The 21,285-nt window shown below is 66.0% G+C and carries 20 protein-coding genes, 1 tRNA gene and 1 riboswitch; of the genes, 18 read left to right on the top strand and 3 right to left on the bottom strand.

Annotation, left to right across the window (positions count from 1 at the left end):
- Nucleotides 1-25: 25 nt before the first annotated feature.
- Nucleotides 26-229, top strand: a riboswitch (cobalamin riboswitch).
- Between the two features lie 39 nt (nt 230-268).
- From ABID19_RS12315 to ABID19_RS12285, 7 genes are read left to right on the top strand one after another with little or no spacing between them, the layout of a single operon-like run.
- Nucleotides 269-703 (top strand): DUF1636 family protein, encoded by a 435-nt coding sequence (locus ABID19_RS12315; protein ID WP_354490814.1) that lies wholly within the window; start codon nt 269-271, stop codon nt 701-703.
- Nucleotides 700-1,737, top strand: a complete 1,038-nt coding sequence (gene cobW / locus ABID19_RS12310; RefSeq protein WP_354490812.1) for a cobalamin biosynthesis protein CobW — start codon at nt 700-702, stop codon at nt 1,735-1,737. The genes ABID19_RS12315 and cobW overlap by 4 nt, the downstream gene beginning before the upstream one ends.
- Before the next feature lie 18 nt (nt 1,738-1,755).
- Nucleotides 1,756-5,415 (top strand): cobaltochelatase subunit CobN, encoded by a 3,660-nt coding sequence (gene cobN, locus ABID19_RS12305; RefSeq protein WP_354490810.1) that lies wholly within the window; start codon nt 1,756-1,758, stop codon nt 5,413-5,415.
- Nucleotides 5,412-6,902 (top strand): precorrin-3B synthase, encoded by a 1,491-nt coding sequence (gene cobG, locus ABID19_RS12300; protein ID WP_435528719.1) that lies wholly within the window; start codon nt 5,412-5,414, stop codon nt 6,900-6,902. Before cobN ends, cobG begins: the two co-directional genes overlap by 4 nt.
- Before the next feature lie 2 nt (nt 6,903-6,904).
- A complete protein-coding gene (locus tag ABID19_RS12295; RefSeq protein ID WP_354490808.1) occupies nt 6,905-7,537 on the top strand; it encodes a precorrin-8X methylmutase in 633 nt (210 codons plus the stop codon).
- Nucleotides 7,534-8,295 carry a precorrin-2 C(20)-methyltransferase gene (locus ABID19_RS12290; RefSeq protein WP_354490807.1) on the top strand — a complete coding sequence of 254 codons (762 nt, stop codon included), beginning with the start codon at nt 7,534-7,536 and terminating at the stop codon, nt 8,293-8,295. The genes ABID19_RS12295 and ABID19_RS12290 overlap by 4 nt, the downstream gene beginning before the upstream one ends.
- Nucleotides 8,292-9,056, top strand: coding sequence for a precorrin-3B C(17)-methyltransferase (locus ABID19_RS12285; protein WP_354490806.1), 765 nt, complete (start codon nt 8,292-8,294; stop codon nt 9,054-9,056). Before ABID19_RS12290 ends, ABID19_RS12285 begins: the two co-directional genes overlap by 4 nt.
- Here the strand turns inward: ABID19_RS12285 and ABID19_RS12280 are convergent.
- Nucleotides 9,020-9,787, bottom strand: coding sequence for a cobalt-precorrin-6A reductase (locus tag ABID19_RS12280; RefSeq protein WP_354490804.1), 768 nt, complete (start codon nt 9,785-9,787; stop codon nt 9,020-9,022). The genes ABID19_RS12285 and ABID19_RS12280 overlap by 37 nt on opposite strands.
- Nucleotide 9,788: 1 nt before the next feature.
- Here ABID19_RS12280 and cbiE point away from each other — a divergent pair, with 1 nt between their 5' ends.
- The 8 genes from cbiE to ABID19_RS12240 all read left to right on the top strand — a co-directional run bounded on the left by cbiE (nt 9,789) and on the right by ABID19_RS12240 (nt 16,742).
- Nucleotides 9,789-11,030, top strand: a complete 1,242-nt coding sequence (cbiE, locus tag ABID19_RS12275) for a precorrin-6y C5,15-methyltransferase (decarboxylating) subunit CbiE (RefSeq protein WP_354491593.1) — start codon at nt 9,789-9,791, stop codon at nt 11,028-11,030.
- Nucleotides 11,027-11,413, top strand: coding sequence for a cobalamin biosynthesis protein (locus ABID19_RS12270; protein WP_354490803.1), 387 nt, complete (start codon nt 11,027-11,029; stop codon nt 11,411-11,413). The genes cbiE and ABID19_RS12270 overlap by 4 nt, the downstream gene beginning before the upstream one ends.
- A complete protein-coding gene (cobM, locus tag ABID19_RS12265) occupies nt 11,410-12,174 on the top strand; it encodes a precorrin-4 C(11)-methyltransferase (protein ID WP_354490801.1) in 765 nt (254 codons plus the stop codon). Before ABID19_RS12270 ends, cobM begins: the two co-directional genes overlap by 4 nt.
- Nucleotides 12,171-12,989: a uroporphyrinogen-III C-methyltransferase gene (cobA, locus tag ABID19_RS12260; protein ID WP_354490800.1), complete on the top strand. Its 819-nt coding sequence runs from the start codon at nt 12,171-12,173 to the stop codon at nt 12,987-12,989. Before cobM ends, cobA begins: the two co-directional genes overlap by 4 nt.
- The gene (locus ABID19_RS12255; protein WP_354490798.1) at nt 12,986-14,299 is read left to right on the top strand and encodes a cobyrinate a,c-diamide synthase; all 1,314 of its coding nucleotides are present in this window, start codon (nt 12,986-12,988) and stop codon (nt 14,297-14,299) included. The genes cobA and ABID19_RS12255 overlap by 4 nt, the downstream gene beginning before the upstream one ends.
- Nucleotides 14,296-15,063, top strand: a complete 768-nt coding sequence (gene cobS / locus ABID19_RS12250) for an adenosylcobinamide-GDP ribazoletransferase (RefSeq protein ID WP_354490796.1) — start codon at nt 14,296-14,298, stop codon at nt 15,061-15,063. The genes ABID19_RS12255 and cobS overlap by 4 nt, the downstream gene beginning before the upstream one ends.
- Nucleotides 15,064-15,087: 24 nt before the next feature.
- Complete coding sequence (gene cobT, locus ABID19_RS12245; protein ID WP_354490794.1) at nt 15,088-16,098, top strand: nicotinate-nucleotide--dimethylbenzimidazole phosphoribosyltransferase; 1,011 nt, start codon at nt 15,088-15,090, stop codon at nt 16,096-16,098.
- A 107-nt stretch (nt 16,099-16,205) separates the two neighbouring features.
- Nucleotides 16,206-16,742, top strand: a complete 537-nt coding sequence (locus ABID19_RS12240) for an MgtC/SapB family protein (protein WP_354490793.1) — start codon at nt 16,206-16,208, stop codon at nt 16,740-16,742.
- Between the two features lie 111 nt (nt 16,743-16,853).
- Here ABID19_RS12240 and ABID19_RS12235 read toward each other — a convergent pair.
- Together ABID19_RS12235 and ABID19_RS12230 are read right to left on the bottom strand one after the other, a co-directional pair.
- Nucleotides 16,854-16,929: transfer RNA gene (locus tag ABID19_RS12235), tRNA-Lys, on the bottom strand.
- A 104-nt stretch (nt 16,930-17,033) separates the two neighbouring features.
- Nucleotides 17,034-17,945, bottom strand: coding sequence for a PhzF family phenazine biosynthesis protein (locus ABID19_RS12230; protein ID WP_354490792.1), 912 nt, complete (start codon nt 17,943-17,945; stop codon nt 17,034-17,036).
- Between the two features lie 114 nt (nt 17,946-18,059).
- On the opposite strand from ABID19_RS12230, the gene ABID19_RS12225 reads away from it, so the two are divergent.
- From ABID19_RS12225 to ABID19_RS12215, 3 genes are read left to right on the top strand one after another with little or no spacing between them, the layout of a single operon-like run.
- A complete protein-coding gene (locus ABID19_RS12225) occupies nt 18,060-19,349 on the top strand; it encodes an efflux RND transporter periplasmic adaptor subunit (protein WP_354490790.1) in 1,290 nt (429 codons plus the stop codon).
- A gap of 4 nt (nt 19,350-19,353) precedes the next feature.
- Nucleotides 19,354-20,067 carry an ABC transporter ATP-binding protein gene (locus tag ABID19_RS12220; protein WP_354490789.1) on the top strand — a complete coding sequence of 238 codons (714 nt, stop codon included), beginning with the start codon at nt 19,354-19,356 and terminating at the stop codon, nt 20,065-20,067.
- Complete coding sequence (locus ABID19_RS12215; RefSeq protein WP_354490787.1) at nt 20,064-21,281, top strand: ABC transporter permease; 1,218 nt, start codon at nt 20,064-20,066, stop codon at nt 21,279-21,281. The genes ABID19_RS12220 and ABID19_RS12215 overlap by 4 nt, the downstream gene beginning before the upstream one ends.
- Nucleotides 21,282-21,285 lie beyond the last annotated feature (4 nt).

The raw sequence follows: 21,285 nt of genomic DNA, 5'->3' as shown, positions 1-21,285 counted from the left end.
GCGTTGACACGCCTGCATACACAAGCCTAAATCCGGTTCAGACGGTCTCCTCTCGGCAAAGGGAGGAGCCAAGAGGGAATGCGGTGCGAAATCTCGATTTCAAATCCGCGGCTGTCCCCGCAACTGTAAGCGACGAGCCAAGGCCGAAAACCACTGGGACGGTCCCGGGAAGGTGGCACCAAGGCGATGACCCGCGAGCCAGGAGACCTGCCGTCTAGGACTTAAAGAATCCGATCGCCTGGCGGGTTTTCCGGGCAAGGAGCCTGATTTGGAACGCGACAGCAGTTTTCCAGCTGAGACAGCGGACGTATCGTCCGGCGATTGTGATACCTTGGCCGGCGTCACCGTGATCGTCTGCGCCTCCTGCCGCGACGAGACCGGCTCCGACGGCCATCCCCGCGCCGGCGAACTGCTTGCCGAGGACACGCGCCGCGCCGCATCAGGCGAAAATATTCGTATCCGCACCGTCGAGTGCCTCGGCAACTGCAAGCGCCGCCTCAGCGCCGCGATCCTGCGCGACGGCTGCTGGAGCTATGTCTTCGGCGACCTGACCGCGACCAGCGGCGCCGATCTCGTCGCCGGCGCAAAGCTCTTCGCCACCTCGACCGATGGCCTCATTCCATGGCGCGGCCGCCCCGATTGCCTGAAGCGCGGCCTCGTCGCCCGCATTCCTCCCCTCGACCTTTTGAAGGACCAGACATGACCACTTCCGTCTCCCGCGTGCCCTGCACCGTCGTCACCGGCTTCCTCGGCGCCGGCAAGACGACGCTGATCCGCCATCTGCTCGAAAACGCCGGGGGTAAGCGGCTGGCTATCATCGTCAACGAGTTCGGCGATATCGGCATCGACGGCGAGATCCTGAAAGGCTGCGGCATCGACACCTGCCCCGAGGAAAACATCGTCGAACTGGCCAATGGCTGCATCTGCTGCACCGTCGCAGACGACTTTGTCCCGGCGCTCGACCAGATCCTGTCGCTGACGCCGAAGGTCGACCACATCCTGATCGAAACCTCCGGCCTCGCTCTGCCCAAGCCGCTGGTCCAAGCCTTCCAGTGGCCGACGGTGAAAAGCCGGGTGACGGTCGACGGCGTTATTGCCGTGGTCGACGGACCGGCGCTGGCCGAAGGCCGCGTTGCCAACGACATGGACGCCCTGCAGGCGCAGCGCGCGCAGGACGAGACGCTCGACCACGACGATCCGGTCGAGGAAGTGTTCGAGGATCAGCTCGCCTGCGCCGACCTGATCATATTGTCGAAGAGCGACCTGATGGACGCCGCCGGCTCGGCCCGTGCCAAGGCCATCATCGGCGAGCACGCCGCGCGCGCCGTCAAGATCGTGCCGGCCTCGCAGGGTAAGGTCGATCCATCTGTGCTGCTCGGCCTCGGCCTCGCCGTCGAGGACGACATCGAGAACCGCAAGACCCATCACGACGACGAGCTCGACCACGAGCACGACGACTTCGATTCCTTCGTCATCGATATTCCGTCGATCGCCAATCCCGATGAGCTGGCTTTGCGCGTCGCCACGGCGGCGGAGGAAGAAAATGTGCTGCGCGTCAAGGGTTTCGTCGAGGTCGGCGGCAAGCCGATGCGGCTGTTGCTGCAGGCTGTCGGGCCGCGGGTCAATCATTATTACGACCGCGCCTGGACCGCTGAAGATGACCGCCGCTCGCGCCTCGTCGTCATCGGCCTGAAAGGGCTGAACCGCCCGGCCATCGAACGTATCCTCGCTGGCTGACCTCAGGCACGAGCCGCGATGCACATCCTCACCACAACATCCGCCTCGCTCGACGACCTTGCCGAGCCTGTCGATCTCAGGCAGACGCCTGCGGATGTCGTGGCGCTGTCCTTCACCGACAGCGATCTGGCCGGGCTGGCGGCGGCGTGGAAGGCGGACGCGGATCGCCTGCCGTCGATGCGGCTTGCGGCTCTGCGCGACCTGCGCCATCCGATGTCCGTCGACCTCTGGATCGACAGCGTCGCCCAGCACGCCAAGGTCGTCCTGGTTCGTATCCTCGGCGGCTATGACTGGTGGCGCTATGGCTGCGACCAGCTTGCCGTTGTCGCACGAGATCGCGGTATCAAGCTGGCGCTCCTACCCGGCGAGAGCCACGACGAGGATTTGCGGCTGATCGAAGGCTCGACGCTGCCCCGCGAGGAGTTGGACGGCCTGCTCGGCTATTTTCGCGAGGGCGGCCCGGAGAATATGAAGACGCTGGTGCAGAGGCTGGCAAGTCTTGCCGGATCGAGTGTAGCGGTCGCTGAACCTGTCAGCGTGCCAAAAGCCGGCTACTATCAACCGGGACTGGGGGTTCTCGAGCGCGGCGTCCCCCTCCCCCTCGAGGGGAGGGTCCGGCCGCAGGCCGGGGGTGGGGTCGCCTCTGACACGCGCCAACAGAAAAAAACGTCGAGCACTGCCGCAGCGATCCCACCCGACCCTGCGGGCCACCCTCCCCTCGAGGGGGAGGGAGACGCCGCGCCCATCATCCCGATCCTCTTCTACCGTTCGATGCTTCTTGCCGCCGATGTCGCGCCCATCGATGCATTGTTCGAGGCGCTCGGACAGCGCGGCATGGTCCCCGTTCCCATCTTCGTCTCCAGCCTCAAGGACCCGGCATCGCTCGCCTTTGTCGAAACCGCGCTCGCGACCCTGAAGCCCGCCGCCATCATTACCGCCACGGCGTTCGCCTCCAGCGCCGGGCCCGGCGTCGAAACCATCTTCGACCGCGCCGGCGTGCCGGTGTTCCAGGTCATCGTCGCGACAACACGCCGTGACATCTGGCAAAACAATCAGCGCGGCCTGGCGCCTGCCGACCTTGCCATGCATGTCGTCCTGCCCGAGCTCGACGGCCGCATCCTTGCCGGCGCGATCTCCTTCAAAGGCGAGGTCGAAACCGATCCAGCGCTGGCTTTTCGCGCCTTCGCCAACCGGCCAGAGCCGGACCGGGTGGCGCAGGTGGCGAACCGTGTCGAGGCTTTCATCCGCTTGCAGCGCACATCGCGCGCGGAACGCAGGCTTGCGATCCTGATCCCCGACTATCCAAGCGCCCCCGGCCGCACCGGCTACGCGGTCGGTCTCGATGTGCCGTCCAGTGTGTTGGCGATGCTACATGACCTGAGCGAACAGGGCTACGCCGTTGAAGGGATTCCGCGAACGCCGCGTGAGTTGCTGGATGCGTTGGAGCGCGGTGACGAAGGACTGGGACTTGCGGATTATCTGACCTTCTCCACGGAATTGCCGACAGCGGCGCTCGCTGCAGTAGAGGCGGCTTGGGGGAAGGCGGAAGATGAGACAGGGTTGCGCGAAGCGCCCCCCTCTGTCCTGCCGGACATCTCCCCCTCAAGGGGGGAGATTGGCAGTTTCGACGACGGCTCTCCCTCAACATCCTCGGTAATTGGCGAAGGCAGAGACGACAGCGCAATCTCCCCCCTTGAGGGGGAGATGTCCGGCAGGACAGAGGGGGGTGTTCAAGCGCCTACTTTTGCAAAATTCCCCTTCCGCGCCGCCATCCTCGGCAACATCACCGTAGCCCTCGCCCCTGACCGCGGGCGCTCGGCCGACCGCCGCGCCGACTACCACGACCCGACATTGCCGCCGCGCCATGCGCTGATCGCCTTTGGTCTTTGGCTGCGCAAGACGCTCGGCGTCCATGCCCTCATCCATGTCGGCGCCCATGGCACGCTGGAATGGCTGCCTGGCAAGACCGTTGCGCTCAGCGAAACCTGTTTTCCCGAGATCGTCACCGGTCCCCTGCCCGTCATCTATCCCTTCATCGTATCCAACCCAGGAGAGGCAGCACAAGCCAAGCGGCGCATCGCCGCCGTCACCCTCGGCCATCTGCCGCCCCCGCTGACTGGCGCCGGGCTCGACGAAAACCAGCACCGGCTTGAACGGCTGGTCGACGAATATGCCCAGGCCGACGGGCTCGACCGCCGCCGCCGCGACCGCCTGGCGAAGCTGATCGTCGAGACCGCGCAGAAGACCGGTCTCGCTTCCGAAGCCGGCGTTGCCAAAACCGACGCGCCAGACGAAGCACTGCGCCGCATCGACGCCTGGCTCTGCGACCTCAAGGACTTCGCCGTCAAGGACGGCCTGCACATCTACGGCCGGTCGCCGGAAGGCGAGGCCGATCCGCTGCGCGAACAAAGTGCGGCGGCCGAGAAAGCAGCGCTGCTTGCCGCCCTAGACGGCCGCCATGTCGCCGCCGGTCCTGCCGGTGCGCCGGCGCGGGGGCGGCGCGATGTGCTGCCGACCGGCCGCAACCTGTTCACATCGGATCCGCGCTCCATGCCGACGCCGACATCCTTCGATCTCGGCAAGGCGGCGGCTGAAGAGGTGGTACGCAGCTACATGCAATCGCATGGCGACTGGCCGCGCTCGCTGGTCATCGACCTGTGGGGCTCGGCCTCGCTGCGCACCGGCGGCGAGGAGATCGCGCAAGGCCTGGCGCTGATGGGCTGCCGGCCGCAATGGGATTCCGCCACCGGCCGCGTCACCGGCATCGAGGTGCTGCCGCCGGCCGCCCTTGGCCGCCCGCGGGTCGACGTCACCTGGCGTATATCAGGCCTATTCCGTGACATGTTCCCGACCCAGATCGCCCTGATCGATGCCGCCGCCAACGCCGTCGCAGCCCGTGACGAGGACGCTTCGGAAAACCCGCTCGCGGCAAGGACCCGCGCGGACGGGAAGATCAGCCCGCGCATTTTCGGCACCTCGCCTGGCACCTACGGCGCCGGCGTCGAGGATTTATTGTCGAGCGGCGACTGGGGCGCGCGCGAGGAGATCGGCCGCGCCTACCTCGATGCCACCTCGCACGCCTATGGCGGCGCCGAGGGCGAAGGTGTCTCAGTGCCCGGCGCCTTCGAGGATCGTATCGCTGAGGCCGACCTTCTCGTCCACACCGGCGACGACCCCGGCCGCGACATCCTCGAAGGCTCCGCCGACGTCGCCTTCATCGGCGGCTTTTCAGCAGCGCTTGCGGCACTCGGCAAGAACGCCGATGTCATCGTGCTCGACACCACGGACCCGCAAAAGCCGAGGCCGCGCTCGATTGGCGAGGCGGTGTCTCGGGTAGTTCGCGCCCGCGCGGTCAACCCGCGCTTCATATCAGGCCAGATGCGGCACGGGCCGCGCGGTGCCTCGGAATTCGCCGAGACGGTCGACCGGCTGGTCGGTTTCGCCGAGACCACCCACGCCATACCGGGCGCGCTGATCGAGGCCGTGCACGATGCCTATCTAGGCGACCCCGTGGTTCGCGCCTTCATCCTGCGCGAAAACCCTTCCGCCGCGAAGGTCATCGCCGAGCGCTTGTTGTCGGCACGGCGGCGTGGTCTGTGGCATCCGCTGCGCAATTCCATCGATGACGATCTCGCCGCGCTGATCGCCGAGGCCCAGGCGCTGGGGGTGGCGGCATGAACGCCTTCTCCCGACGTGGCGCCTGCCCTGCTCTGTCCGCGCCGATGCAGACCGGCGACGGCCTTTTGGTGCGACTCAACCCGGTCGCCGGAGGACTCTTGCCGAAATTCTTGATCGGGCTAGGTGAATCCGCCTTGCGCCATGGCAACGGCATCATGGAAGTGACGGCCCGCGGCAGCCTGCAGATCCGCGGCCTGACGCCGGCAAGCGCACGGCTGCTGGCAATGGAGGTCGACGCGCTCGGGATTGCGGTGCGCACCGGCGTACCAGTCGAGACCGGCCCGCTGGCGGGGCTGGATCCGGAAGAAGTTGCTGACCCGCGCCCGCTGGCGGAGCGGATTCGCAAAGCCATCGAGGATGCCGGGCTTACGCAACGCCTTGGCCCGAAGGTTTCGGTGATTGTCGATGGCGGTGGGCAGTTGGCTATGGACGCCGTGACGGCGGACGTCAGGCTGGCTGCGGTGCGGATGGACGCGGCAATTCAGTGGAAGATGTCCGTTGCCGGAGACGGACAACATGCGAAATCCCTCGTCATAGTCGAGGAGGATGCGGCGCGCGATATCGCAGTCGCGATGCTCAGGATGGTCGCCGAAAAAGGCCGCGAAGCCCATGCACGGGATTTGACGGAGAGACAGCTGAGATCTCTCGCAAGTTGGCATTCCTTCGCGCCCCCCTCTGTCCTGCCGGACATCTCCCCCTCTAGGGGGGAGATCGGCAGTTCCGCCGACGGCCGTCCTTCTGCTGCCTTGGTATTCGGCGCGACTTCGGCGATTAGCGAAGGCGGATACCAAGGGGCAATCTCCCCCCTAGAGGGGGAGATGTCCGGCAGGACAGAGGGGGGCGCCGTCGAGCGCTCTCGCCCGCCCATTGGTGTCTTCGACCTGAGCAACGGCCGTGCCCTCGGCATCGGCCTGCCCTTCGGCAGCATGCCAGCAGGCAAGCTCATCGACCTCGCGCAGAGTGCTCTCACCCTCGGCACAACCGAAATCCGCCTCGCACCAGGCCGCACGCTTCTCTTCCTTGGTCAGCCTGCAGCCGCCAATCAGAGCCTTCAGCAAGCCGCCGCCACCCTCGGCTTCGTCACCAACCCCACCGATCCGCGCACCAGGATCGCCGCTTGCCCCGGGGCTCCCGCCTGCGCCTCCGGCCGGATCGCGACGCGCGATATCGCCGAGACTATCGCAGCGGAAGACGGTGACATCCTCGATTCCTCCTTCAAGCTTCACATTTCCGGCTGCGCCAAGGGCTGCGCGCATCCCGGGCCAGCGGCGCTGACACTGGTCGGCGGCGAAAACGGAGCCGGACTTGTCGTGGACGGGACGGCAAAGGCCCTTCCTGCCGGATACAGGCCGGGCTATGAGGCCGCGCGCGGCATCGGCCGTATTGCAGCAGCGGTCAGCCGCGCACGACTTCGCGGCGAGACCACCGCCGCCTGCCTGGCAAGGCTTGGCGCGGCCGGTGTCACCGAACTCTACCGACAGGAATGAACATGACCGCCTACGACTATATCCATGACGGCACGGCGATCTATGAGCGCTCCTTCGCCATCATCCGCGCCGAGGCCGACCTGTCGCGGTTTTCCGATGCCGAGGCCGATGTCGCCATCCGCATGATCCATGCCTGCGGCCAGGTCGAGGCCGCGCAGCACTTTGTTTTTTCCGAGGGTTTTGTCACCGCAGCACGCACGGCTTTGGCGGGTGGCGCGCCGATCTTCTGCGACGCCGAGATGGTCTCGCGCGGCGTGACCCGCGCCCGGCTGCCGGCCGGCAACGAGGTGATCTGCACGCTGCGCGATCCGCAAACCCCTGATATCGCCAAAAAGATCGGCAACACCCGCTCGGCCGCGGCCATCGACCTGTGGGGCGAGCGGATGGCCGGTTCGGTCGTCGCCATCGGCAATGCGCCGACAGCACTTTTCTACCTGCTGGAAAGGTTGCGCGACGGCGCGCCGAAGCCGGCTGTCATCATCGGCATGCCGGTCGGTTTCGTCGGCGCCGCCGAATCGAAGGACGCACTGGCCGAAAATTCCTATGGCGTGCCCTACGCCATGGTGCGCGGCAGGCTGGGCGGCAGCGCCATGACCGCCGCAGCACTCAACGCATTGGCGAGGCCGGGCCTGTGAACGCGATTGCAAAAGGCAGGCTTATTGGCGTCGGCACAGGTCCCGGGGACCCCGAGCTGCTGACGCTCAAGGCCGTGCGCGCGCTGGCCGAGGCCGACGTGGTTGCGCATTTCGCCAAGCGCGGCAACAACAGCAATGCGCGCGCCATCGTCGGCGCCCATTTTCGTCCCGATTTGATAGAGTTGCCGCTGCTCTATCCCGTGACCACCGAAATCGACAAGGACCACGGCGATTACCGGTCGCAGATAACGGATTTCTATGAAGAGTCGGCCGAAAAGGTCGCCGAGCACCTCAGCGCAGGCAGGATGGTCGCCGTGCTCTCGGAGGGCGATCCGCTTTTCTACGGCTCCTATATGCATCTGCACGTCAGGCTGGCGCACCGCTTCCCGACAGAGGTCATTCCCGGCGTCACTGCCATGTCCGGCTGCTGGTCGGCGACCGGAACGCCGATCGTGCAGGGCGACGACGTGCTGACCGTGCTGCCGGGCACGATGAGCGAATTCGAGCTGACCCGCCGCCTCGCCGACACCGATGCCGCCGTCATCATGAAGGTTGGCCGCAACCTGCCCAAGATCAGGCGCGCTCTGGAGGCGACCGACAAGCTGGCGCGTGCCGTCTATGTCGAGCGCGGCACCATGCCGGGCGGCGTCTCGATGCGGCTGGCCGACAAGCAGGACGACAAGGCGCCCTATTTTGCCATCGTGCTGGTGGCCGGCTGGTCCGGCCGTCCCGAAGCATTGATGGAGGCCGGGGCATGAGCGGCCGCCTGACCGTCATCGGCCTCGGACCCGGCAATGCCGACCAGGTGACGCCGGAAGCGAGCCGCGCCGTGGCCGAGGCAAAATTCTTCTACGGCTACAAACCCTATCTCGACCGGCTCGATCTCCGCTCCGACCAGACCCGCGTCGCCTCGGACAATCGAGAAGAGCTGTCCCGCGCCAAGGACGCTCTGGCAAAGGCTGCGCAGGGCCACGATGTCGCCGTCGTCTCGGGCGGCGATCCCGGCGTCTTTGCCATGGCGGCGGCCGTCTGCGAGGCGATCGAGGCCGGCCCGGCCGAATGGCGCGCCGTCGATGTCGCGATGCTGCCCGGCATCACCGCAATGCTCGCGGTCGCTGCCCGCATCGGCGCACCGCTCGGCCATGATTTCTGCGCCATTTCGCTGTCCGACAATCTAAAGCCATGGGACCTGATCGAGCTACGGCTGCTGGCGGCGGCGGGCGCCGGTTTCGTCATCGCGCTCTACAATCCGATCAGCAAGGCGCGCCCCTGGCAGCTTGGCCGCGCCTTCGAATGCCTCACCGCGATCCTGCCCGGCACCACGCCGGTGATCTTCGGCCGCGCTGCCGGCCGTCCCGACGAGCGCATCGAGGTGTTTCTGCTGGCGGACGCCGATGCGGAAAAGGCCGATATGGCGACCTGCATCATCATCGGCTCGCCGGAAACCAGGATCATCAAGCGCGGTGAAAAACCGGCGCTGGTCTACACGCCGCGTTCGGCAGCGGGCCCAAGAAAATGACTGACCATCGCAGCAAGGGCTTCGACCGTTTCCGCCGACGGGACATCCGGCAGCGCCGGCCTGCGGATCATGACCACCTCGATGCCGAGCGCCCGCGCTGCGGCGATCTTGCCGTAGGTCGCCTCGCCTCCGCTGTTTTTGGAAACGACGACATCGATGCCACTGCTTTCGAGAAGCGCGCGTTCGTCCGGCTCCCGGAACGGCCCACGTGCCAAGAGATAAGTCGCATCGGACACAGCAAGCCTTGGCTCGACCGCATCGACACTGCGGATGAGATAGTGATGCTGGGGTGCGGCCTCGAAAGCGGCCACCTCCTGCCGTCCGAGCGCCAGGAAAACGCGGCGTGGAGCCGATCCCAGCGCCGTCACCGCGCCGGCAACATTGGCGACCAGCGTCCATCGGTCGCCTTCGACAGGCTCCCAGCCGGGGCGCCTCAGCGCAACGATCGGCACGCCGGTGTTGCCCGCCGCTTCCGCCGCGTTGGCGGAGATTTGCGCCGCATAGGGGTGCGTGGCGTCGATCAGCAGGTCGATGTAGTTCTGGCGGAGATATGCCGCCAACCCGCCGGCGCCGCCGAAACCACCCGTACGGGTAGGCACGTCCTGCGCGACAGGGTTTTCGGTGCGGCCGGCCAGCGACAGCGTGACTGCAAGATCGGCGCGCGCGGCCAGTTTTCCCGCCAGTTGCCGGGCTTCGGTCGTTCCGCCGAGGATCAGAATGCGGTGGGTCATCATGCCTGCTGAGGGTCCGCGCGGCGCCAAGCTCAACTCAAGATGGCTCACAATCGTTGGCATCGGCGAGGACGGTGTAGCGGGTCTCGGTGACGAGGCCAAGCGGTTGATAGCCGAGGCTGAATTCGTGTTCGGCGGCACGCGTCACCTTGCCCTTGTCGCGTCACTTGCCAAAGGCGAAGCACGTGCGTGGCCGATCCCTTTCGACGTCGAGATGCGCGACGTGCTGGCACTTGCGGGCAAAAAGGTCTGCGTGTTGGCCTCCGGCGATCCGTTCTTCCATGGTGTCGGCGTCACCCTTGCTCGCAAGGTTCCTTCCCAAGAGACGCGCGTCATCCCCGCCCCTTCGGCCTTCTCGCTGGCCGCCGCCCGCCTCGGCTGGGCGCTGCAGGATATCGAGACCATTTCGCTGCATGGCCGCTCGCTCGACCTGATCCGGCCGCTGCTGCACCAGGGCAACCGCATCCTCGCGCTGACCTCGAACGGCGATGCACCGGCGGCGATTGCGGGGCTGCTGACCGAGCTCGACTTCGGCGCCTCGCGGCTGACAATCCTGGAGGCAATGGGCGGCCCGAACGAAAGGCTGCGCTCGGCGCGAGCCGACGCCTTCGATCTCGAAAAGATCAACCCGCTCAACGTGCTGGCGATCGAGGTTGACTCAACTTCCGAAGCACGCATCCTGCCGCTGTCTTCAGGCCTTGCCGACCATTTGTTCGAGCATGACGGCCAGATCACCAAGCGCGAGATCCGCGCCATTACCCTCTCCGCCCTCGCCCCCAGGCGCGGCGAGTTGCTGTGGGATATCGGCGCCGGCTCCGGTTCGGTCGGCATCGAATGGATGCTGGCCCGTCCCTCGATGCGCGCCATTGCCGTCGAGGCCGATCCGACCCGCGCCGCCCGCATCCGCCGCAACGCTTCACACTGCGGCGTGCCCGGCCTTGTCGTGGTCGAAGGCTCTGCACCAAAGGCGCTTGCCAAGCTAGACACGCCCGATGCGATCTTCATCGGCGGCGGCGGCAGCGATACCGGCGTGCTGGGCGCGGCCATCAAGGCGCTACGCGTCGGCGGCCGGCTGGTTGCCAATGCCGTGACGCTGGAGATGGAGGCGCTGCTTCTCGCTCGTCACGCTGCGCTCGGTGGCGATCTCACCCGCATCGCGCTGTCGCGCGTGTCACCGGTCGGTTCGATGCAGGCCTGGCGGCCAGCGATGCCGGTCACCCAATGGAGCTGGGTCAAGCCATGATGGTCGCGGGCATCGGCAGCCGCAAAGACGTCAGCGCAAGGGATGTGCTTGCCGCGATAGAAACCGCGCTGGAAACGCATGGCCTGGCGATGACGGCGCTTTCGGCGCTCGCCACCGCTTCTCTGAAGCAGGGCGAGCAGGCAATCTTCGCCGCGGGCGGGGAGCTCGCCCTGCCCGTGATTGTTGTCGAGGACGATGCGCTCAACGCCGCGTCTTCGCACGTCATCAGCCGCTCGAGCCTGTCGCAGGAACATGCCGGCACGCCGTCGGTTTCCGAAGCCTCCGCGCTTGCCGCTGCCGGAAAAGGCGCGAAACTGCTTGGGCCGCGCACCGTGCTCGGCCCGGTCACCTGCGCCATCGCCATCAGCGGAGACATGGCATGACCGTCCACTTCATCGGCGCCGGACCTGGCGCGGCAGACCTCATCACCTTGCGCGGTAGCAGACTGCTGGCAAGCTGCCCGGTTTGCCTCTATGCCGGCTCGATCGTCTCGCCGGAGCTGCTGCAGCACTGCGCACCTGGCACGAAATTGATCGATACCGCGCCGATGTCGCTCGACGAGATCGAAGCGGAATATTTAGCAGCTCACCAGGCCGGCCACGATGTCGCCCGCCTCCATTCCGGTGATCTCTCGGTGTGGAGCGCCGTCGCCGAGCAGATCCGTCGGCTGGAGAGGCACGACATCCCTTATACGCTGACACCGGGCGTGCCCTCCTTCGCCGCCGCCGCGGCAGCGCTGCGCCGCGAACTGACCATTCCCGAAGTCGCGCAAAGCCTGGTGCTGACCCGCATTTCCGGCCGCGCCTCGAAAATGCCGCCCGGCGAGACGCTGGCCGGCTTCGGCCGCACTGGCGCGACGCTGGCCATCCACCTCGCCATCCACGCCATCGACCGTGTCGTCGCCGAGCTGACGCCATTCTATGGCGCCGACTGCCCGGTGGCGGTCGTCTTCCGCGCCTCCTGGCCGGACGAGCGCGTGCTGACCGGCACGCTGGCGACGATCGAGGCGCAATTGGCCGCCGATCCGATGGAACGCACGGCGATCATCTTCGTCGGCCGTTCGCTGGCAGCGGAAGGCTTTAGCGAGAGTTCACTTTACGACGCCCACTACCAGCGGCGTTTTCGCGGACGGGACGGCTTGTGAACGACGGTACCGGAAACAGAAATGGAAACGCTTCAGTCGAACAGGCTTTGGCCCGGCTGAACTTTAAGCCGCGCCAGCTGGAGCCGGGTCATGTCTGGCTGGCCGGCGCCGGCCCCGGTGATCCCGGCTGCTTGACGCTGGAAGTGCTGGCGGCACTTGGGCAGTGCGATGCCCTCGTCTACGACGCGCTGGTGTCTCCCGATGTCGCGGCAGTGGCGGCCAGTGCCGAGCTGTTCTATGCCGGCAAGCGCGGCGGTCAGCCGTCGATGAAGCAGGACGACATCACCGCCTTGCTGGTCAGGCTGGCGCACGAAGGCCGGCGCGTCGTCAGGCTGAAAGGCGGCGACCCCTATATTTTCGGGCGCGGCGGCGAAGAGGCGTTGGCACTTGCCCGTGAAAACATTCCGTTCCGCGTTCTGTCCGGCCTGACTTCGGGCCTCAGCGCGCTTGCCGGCGCCGGCATCCCGGCCACCATGCGCGGCATCAACAAGGCGGTAATCCTGGCAACCGGCCACGCCGCCGGCACCGATGACGACCTCGACTGGGCGGCAATCGCCCGCACCGGCCAGCCGGTCGTCGTCTATATGGGCATGGCCAATCTGCCGCTGATATCAGCCTCGCTGCTCGAGGGCGGACTGGCGCCGTCGACACCGGCGGCGGTGATCGTTGCCGCGACAACGCCGCAGGAGCGCATCGTCGTCGCCACGCTCGCCACCATCGCCGAGGAAGCGGCGGCAGCCGGGTTGACCGCACCGGCGCTGATCGTCGTCGGCGGCATCGTCGCGATGCGCGCGGCACTGGCGGGCGAGCCATGACCCGCGCGATCATCATTGGCGCGCCGCGCTCGGGTTCGGGCAAGACCAGCGTCACCATCGGTATTCTGCGCGCGCTCGCCCGGCGCGGCCTGAAAGTGCGCGGCGCCAAATCCGGTCCCGACTATATCGACCCCGGCTTCCACACCGCCGCGACCGGACTTTCCGGCGTCAATCTCGACAGCTGGGCGATGCCGCCTGCGTTGCTCAACGCGCTGGCCGGTGACGCTACTGAAGATGCCGATTTCGTCTTCCTGGAAAGCGCAATGGGCCTGTTCGACGGCATTCCCGCTGCTCCGGGCCGCACCGGCTCGGCGGCAGATCTTGCCCGGCTCTATGGCCTGCCGGTGCTGCTGGTGCTCGACGTTTCCGGGCAGTCGACCACGGCGGCGGCCGTTGCCAAGGGTTTTGCTACCTATGACCCCGACGCGCGCATGGCCGGCGTCGTGCTCAACCGGCTGGGTAGCGAGCGTCACCGGCGGCTTTGCAGCGATGCCATCGAGGCGATCGGCCTGCCTGTCGTCGGCGCCATATTGCGTGACCCCTCGCTCAACCTTCCCGAGCGCCATCTCGGCCTCGTTCAGGCCGGCGAATATGAGAATTTAATGGCGCATCTCGACCGACTGGCCGACATGGTCGAAAGGTCGCTCGACCTCGACGCCATTATGGCGCTGGCGGCGCCATTGACGCCTGCATCGGGCAGCTTCAGCGACGCACTGCCGCCGCCCGGCCAGCGCATCGCATTGGCCGAGGATGCCGCCTTCACTTTCCTCTATCCGCATGTCGCCGCGCATTGGCGCAAGGCCGGGGCGGAAATCGTCCCCTTCTCGCCGCTCGCCGACGAAGCGCCCAGCCACGATTGCGATGTCTGCTGGCTGCCCGGCGGCTATCCCGAGCTGCATGCCGGCCGCCTCGCGGCGGCTGCGCATTTCCGGGCCGGCATGGAAGCGTTTTCGGCAACGCGGCCGGTGCATGGCGAGTGCGGCGGCTTCATGGCTCTCGGCGAAGCGCTGGAGGATGCATCGGGCGAGACACACAAGATGCTCGGTCTGCTCGGCCACTCGACCAGCTTCGCCAAACGCAAGATGAATCTCGGCTACCGCGAGGCGCGGCTGCGGGCCGATTGCCCGCTGGGAGCCCAAGGCACGCAGATCCGCGGCCACGAATTCCACTATGCGCAGATGATTGCGACCGGCAATGACGAGCCATTGGCCGACCTCGCCGACGGCCAGGGCAATCCGCTCGGTGCCTCCGGCTATCGGCGCGGCCATGTCAGCGGCACGTTCTTCCATGCCATTGCGAGAGGCGAATGACGGTCGTCCCCTCACCCCGGCAAGCCCTCGACGACATCGCGCTCTGCCTTGTCTTCTTCACCCGGCTGCCGCTGCCAGTTTTCGACTTTCGCGATCGCAGACTGGCCAGTGCGATCTGGGCAGCGCCCATCGCCGGTCTCGCCGCCGCGCTGATTGGCGCCGTGGTCTACGCCATCGGGACAAGGCTCGGTCTTCCCGGTGGGCCGGCGGCAGCACTGACCCTTGCCGCAACCTTGCTCATCACCGGCTGCATACATGAAGACGGGCTTTCGGATGTCGCCGACGGTTTTGGCGGCGGCAAGACGCGCGAGAAAAAGCTGGAGATCATGCGCGACAGCCGCATCGGCGCCTACGGCGCCTGCGCGCTTGGTCTCACGCTGCTGATACGCTGGAGCGCGCTTTCGGAATTCGCCAGCCCGGCGCAAGTTCTCGCCGCTCTCATCGCCGCGCATGCCGCTTCGCGCGGCCTGTTCGGCGCTTTCATGCATCTGTTGCCGGCGGCTCGCTCTGACGGCCTCTCGGCGGATGCAGGCATGGTGTCGGCCGAGACCGCCATTGCCGGCGCCGTGCTCGGCGCCGTGGCGCTGCTGACGCTCGGGCTCGGTGGCGCGGTCGCTGCGCTCATCCTGCTCGGCCTGGTGTTTGCCGCCTTCCGTGTGCTGTGCCTCAGCCAGATCGGCGGCCAGACCGGCGATACGGTCGGCGCTCTGCAGCAGCTTGGCGAAATCGCAGTCCTGCTCGTCGCTTCCGTTTGCCTTTCCTGACTCTGTTTCGGAGACTTTGCCCCCATGCCATTCAAATCGCTTGATGAACTGCGCGCGGCCTGCCTCGATCTGCCTCTGGGCAGCGACGCCGCGGCCAGTGCCGTTGCCCGCCGTCAGGACACGTTGACCAAGCCGCAAGGCAGCCTTGGCCGGCTAGAAGGCATCGCGGCGTGGCTGGCGCGCTGGCAGGGCCGCGACATGCCGAAGCTCGACCGCGTCAAAGTCTTCGTCTTTGCCGGCAACCACGGCGTCACCGCACAGGGCGTGTCGGCCTACCCGTCGGAGGTCACCGTGCAGATGGTGGCGAATTTCGCCGGCGGCGGTGCCGCCATCAACCAGCTTGCCCGCATCGCCGGTGCGGAGCTCGACGTCATTCCGCTCGACCTCGATCACCCGACCGGCGATTTCACGCAAGTGCCGGCGATGAACGACGAAGCCTTCCTCGCCGCCGTCTCGGCCGGCTACGGCGCGGTGACGAAAGACCTCGATCTCGTCTGTTTCGGTGAAATGGGCATCGGCAACACCACGCCGGCGGCTGCCATTTCGGCCGCCCTGTTCGGCGGCGGCGCGGAAAAATGGACCGGGCGCGGCACCGGCGTCGACGATGCCGGTCTAGTGCGCAAGATCACCGCCATCGAGACCGGCCTCAAGCGCCATAACGAGGCCCTTGCCGACCCGCTGTTGGTCGCGGCAGCCCTTGGCGGGCGCGAACTCGCCGCCATTTTCGGCGCGACGCTAGCCGCGCGACATCACGGCGTACCGGTGCTGCTCGACGGCTTCGTCTGCACCGCCGCCGCCGCACCGCTGGCAAGATTGCACCCTGCCGGCCTCGCCCACACGCTTGCCGCCCATGTCTCGGCCGAATCCGGCCATCGCCGCCTGCTCGAAGCGCTCGGACTGCCGCCGCTGCTCGATCTTGGCATGCGGCTCGGCGAAGGCTCCGGCGCCTGCCTCGCCGTCAACATCGTCCGCTCGGCGCTCGAATGCCATGCCCGCATGGCAAGCTTCGCCGAGGCTGGTGTTTCAGAGAACTAATCTCCTCAAACTGAATCAAGTCTCGATCGATTCCTCGATGGATCACGGCGGCATCGGGGAACCTGGCAGGCCCGAGCACGTTGTGGCCGGTCAGCCCGGGGTTACGCATGCAACAGCTTTTCCAGGAGTTCGGCCATCCGACATACGTCCCGTTTCCCGTTATTGCGGCGAGGCTTCTACTGGCGTCGATCTTCGGTGCGGCGATCGGGTTCGAGCGCGAATGGCGAAATCGTCCTGCCGGGCTTCGCACCCATATCCTGGTCTGCGTGGCAGCGGCTACGTTCGGTATTCTGACGATTGAAATCATTCACGCGCCGATGTTTCTGCAGGATTCCGTGAGGGTCGATCCGATTCGTGTTGTCGAAGCGGTTACCGCTGGCGTCGCTTTCCTTGCTGCCGGATCGATTTTGTTTTCGAAAGGCGAGATCCACGGGCTGACGACCGGAGCTGGCATGTGGCTGTCAGGGGCAATTGGCGTGGCGAGCGGGCTCGGTCTGTGGCAAGTGGCAGCACTCGGCACGCTTTTGGTACTTGTCGTAGCAGGCCTTCTCTATAGTTTTGCCGCCAAGTCCGGTATTGGCGAGAACACCGGACCAGAAAAGCGCATGTCTGAACAAGACGTGCCCAAGCGGCCCAAAGGCTGAGGCTGCAACTGGAACCGAACGCGAATTGGAAATCAACCGTCAGGTTTGAAAACCGCTATGTTCGCAACACTCTTTCCAAGCAGCGAAAAAGCGGGAAATCAACGGAATAAATGGTGGGTGCGACAGGGATCGAACCTGTGACCCGCTGATTAAGAGTCAGCTGCTCTACCAACTGAGCTACGCACCCACTCGCCGGTAAAACCAGCGTCGGCGGGCATATAGCCGCCGCCATCCGCCATGTCCAGCCCTGCAGGATTCATTTCCCGACAAATCGCCTTGAGCCGATCGCGATCAGACAAACAACCGGCCTTCCGCCACCTTGACGGCATGGCCGCCGATGCGGGCGGCGGCGAGTTTGCCGCCTTCGACAGTCAATTCGAGGCGGATGCGCGAAGGCCGCCCCATCTCCAGCCCTTGCTCGATCCAATGCCGAGAAACACCCTCTCTCGGGCCGTCGAAATGCATGATCGCGCCGGCAAAGGCCGCCGCTGCCGAACCGGTCGCCGGATCTTCATAGGAAGGATTGCCCGGCACGATCATGCGGACATGGAACGCGCTGTCGTGGTTCACCGTCTCGCGGCAGTAGACATACGGGCTGGCGAAGGCCCATTCGCTCTTGCGGGGTGCCAATTCCGACCACGCCTGGTTGTCCAGTCTTATCCGCGCCGCCGCCTCCAGATCGGCGACCGGAATGGTCACATAGGGCACGCCGGCCGACCAGAACGAGACGCGGTGATTCTCGAAGCCGATTTCGTGCGGCCCCAGGCCAAGTGCTGCCCCGATCGCCTCCGGGTCGGCGGACAATTCCAACTGCTCCGGCAATTTGGCGAGGTCGAACTCGGCAAAGGCCGCGCCATCATGCTTGCTGACGGCGCAGCGCACAGGGCCGATATTCTCTTCCAGGACAAAGATGCCGGCGGTGTCGCTGTTCGCAGCCATTTCGGCAAGCGCGATCGCGGAGCCGACGGTCGGGTGGCCGGCGAACGGCATTTCGTAATCGGGCGTGAAGATGCGGATGCGGGCGCGGTGCTTGGGATTGTCCGCCGGCAGCACAAAGACCGTTTCCGACAGGTTGAACTCGCGTGCGATGGCCTGCATCGCGGCCGTGTCCAGCCCCTTACTGTCAAGCACGACGGCCAGCGGATTGCCGGCCAGCCGCTCGTTCGTGAACACGTCGTAAAGTAAGTAATTCCGGGTCAGCATCGTAGTAAGCCTTCTGCCTCAATCCCAACATGGGCGAAATTTAATTTGATATTTGAACCATTAGGCCTGATCTGTGCACTGATTGGGACATCACTGATATTATAGGGGTCCGGCGTGGACCAGATTGTCAATCTGCCAAAAGTGGAATCCGCTTCCACCATCGAGACGGCGCTCGGGCTTGACCACCAGGGCCTGAAGAAAAAACGGCGTCGCTTCTGGCTCTATGGCCTGCTTGCTCTGATCGTCGTCGCGGCTGGCATCGCCGGCTACCAATGGTATGCCGGATCTCCCGCCAAGATCGACTATACCACGGCGCCGGCCGCTGTCGCCGACCTCACCGTCGAGGTGTCGGCGACCGGCACGCTGCAACCGCTCACCCAGGTCGACATTTCGAGCGAACTGTCCGGCGTCGTCCGCTCGGTCGCGGTCAACGAGAACCAGCAGGTGAAGAAGGGCGATGTCCTGGCGGCGCTCGACACGGCCAAGCTGGAGGTGCAGATCGAACGCGCCGAGGCTTCCGCCAAGGCGGCGGCCGCCAATGTCGAGACCGCCACGGTAACCCTCACCGAAAGTGAAAGAGCGCTTGTGCGCGCCGCGGCACTCACCAAGCGCGGCATGGCGACGGACCAGTCGCTTGAAGCGGCGACCGCCACGCGCGACCGCTCCAAGGCAGCGCTCGACAGCGCCAAAGCCAATCTTGCCATCGCCAATGCCGACCTCAAGGCGCAGCAGACCGACCTTGCCAAGAGCACCATCTATGCCCCCATCGACGGCATCGTCCTGACGCGCTCGGTCGATCCCGGCCAGACGGTCGCCTCCTCGCTGCAGGCGCCGGTGCTGTTCGTCATCGCCGCCGACCTCAGGAACATGGAATTGAAGGCAGCGGTCGACGAGGCCGACATCGGCGCGGTCAAGCCCGGCCAGCATGCGCGCTTCACTGTCGACGCCTTTCCGGAACGGCCGTTCGATGCCGAGATCCGCGACATCTCCTATGCCTCGGTCACCACTGACGGCGTCGTCACTTACGACGCGCGGTTCGACGTCGACAACAACGAGCTTTTGTTGCGGCCGGGCATGACTGCCACCGTTTCCGTCGTTACCAGAGAGGCCAAGGGCGTGCTCACCGTGCCGTCGACGGCTTTCCGTTACCGGCCGGCGCAAACGGCCGCCCGCGGGTGGAGCCTGAGCGACCTGTTCACAGGCCGCATGGGCCGTCCGGGCGGCAACCGCCAGCGCCAGGCGACGACGACCCCTACCGACGGCTCACGCACGCTCTACGTGCTCGAGAATGGCCGGCCTAGGCCGGTCAACGTCAAGACTGGCTCCACCGACGGCGAACTGACCGAGATCATCTCCGGCCTCGGAGAGGGTGCCCAAGTCATTACCGCGCAGCAGCGGAACTAAGACCGTGGCGGCGAGCGCGACCCTCATCACCTTCGACAAGGTCTGGAAGAGCTATGGCCAGGGCGAGGCCACGGTCCATGCGCTGGCTGGTGTCGACCTTGCGATCCGCAGCAGTGAATTCGTCGCCATCATGGGACCGTCGGGCTCGGGCAAGTCGACGGCGATGAACATCATTGGCTGTCTCGACACGCCGACGGCCGGAACCTACAGCTTTATAGGCATTGATGCTGGCCGTCTCGACCGCAACCGCCGCGCCATGCTGCGCAATCTCTATGTCGGCTTCGTCTTCCAGGGCTACAATCTCCTGCCGCGCACCACAGCGGTGGAAAATGTCGAACTGCCGCTGATCTATCGCGGCGTCGCCGCCCGCGAACGCCATGACCTCGCCATGAAAGCGCTGGCCGAAGTCGGTCTCATCGGCCGCGAGCACCATACGCCGGCCGAACTTTCCGGCGGCCAGCAGCAGCGCGTAGCGATCGCACGCGCCATCGTCACCAGGCCGACCCTGCTCGTCGCCGACGAGCCGACCGGCAACCTCGACACCGCCCGCACCCACGAGATCATGGAACTCCTGACCAGGCTGAACACCGAGCTTGGCCTCACCATCGCAATGGTCACGCACGAGGCCAACGTCGCCGCCTATGCCGAGCGCACAATTCGCTTCCTCGACGGCCACGTCGCCTCCGACACCGTGAATCTCGATATGGCCTCGCTATGATCTGGGAAACCGTCCGCCTCTCGCTGCTTTCGGTCCGCCGCAACGTGCTGCGCTCGTTTCTGACGCTGCTCGGCATCGTGATCGGCGTCGCCGCCGTCATCGCCATGCTCACCATCGGCTCGGGCACCACCGAAAAGGTAAAGGCCGATATCTCCAAGCTCGGCAGCAATCTGCTCGTCGTCCGTTCCGGCCGCCCGGCCGGGCCCGGCGGACCGGGAGGGCTCGACCAGGTGGTCCGTCCGCTTGCCGAAAAGGACCTTGCCGCGCTCGTCGCCCATCTGAGCGGCGCCCGCGCCATCTCGCCGGCCTCGCAAAAGCAGGTCCGCGTCATCTTCGGCACGGAAAGCCTGACGTCGGGTGTCACCGGCACCGATAGCGTCTATCTCGATGCACGCGACTGGAAGCTGGTTTCGGGCCGCCCGTTCAGCGATTCGGAGGCCCGCTCGGGCACCGGCGTCTGCCTGATCGGCGAAACGGTGCGCCAGCAGTTCTTCGGCGCCGGCGACCCCGAAGGCGAGATCATCCGCGTCAATCGCACCTCCTGCAAGATCATCGGCCTGCTCGAGCCGAAGGGCTATACCGGCTTCGGCCAGGACCAGGACAATGTCGTGCTGATGCCGCTCGCCGCCTATCAGCGTCGCATCGCCGGCAACCGTGACATCGAATCGATCTACGTCGCCGCCGACGACAGGACGCCGACCACCGAGTTGCTGCCGCGCGTCGAGGACATTTTGCGCGACACGCGCCGCATCACGCCGGACCGGGAGGACGATTTCTCCATCCGCGACATGACCCAGATCGCCGACGCCATGGCGAGCGCCACCACGACGATGACCGGCATGCTGGGCGCGGTCGCCGGCGTCAGCCTGCTCGTCGGCGGCATCGGCATCATGAACATCATGCTGGTGTCGGTCACCGAACGCACCCGCGAGATCGGCATAAGGCTGGCCATCGGCGCGCATGAAAAGCACATCCTCATCCAGTTCCTGGTCGAGGCGACCGTGCTGTCGCTGCTCGGCGGCATCATCGGCATCCTGATCGGCCTGGCGCTGGCCGGTCTTGCCTCGCTGACGCTGGCCATCCCGTTCGCGCCAAGCCCGGCGGTCGTGCTGCTCGCGGTCGGTTTTTCCGCGCTGATTGGCATGGTATTCGGCTTCTTCCCGGCTCTGCGTGGCGCAAGGCTCGATCCGATCGACGCGTTGAGGCATGAATAGACGG

The sequence above is a fragment of the Mesorhizobium robiniae genome (genome assembly GCF_040545535.1).
Lineage (GTDB): Bacteria > Pseudomonadota > Alphaproteobacteria > Rhizobiales > Rhizobiaceae > Mesorhizobium > Mesorhizobium robiniae.
This window is presented reverse-complemented; position numbering and strand designations above follow the sequence as displayed.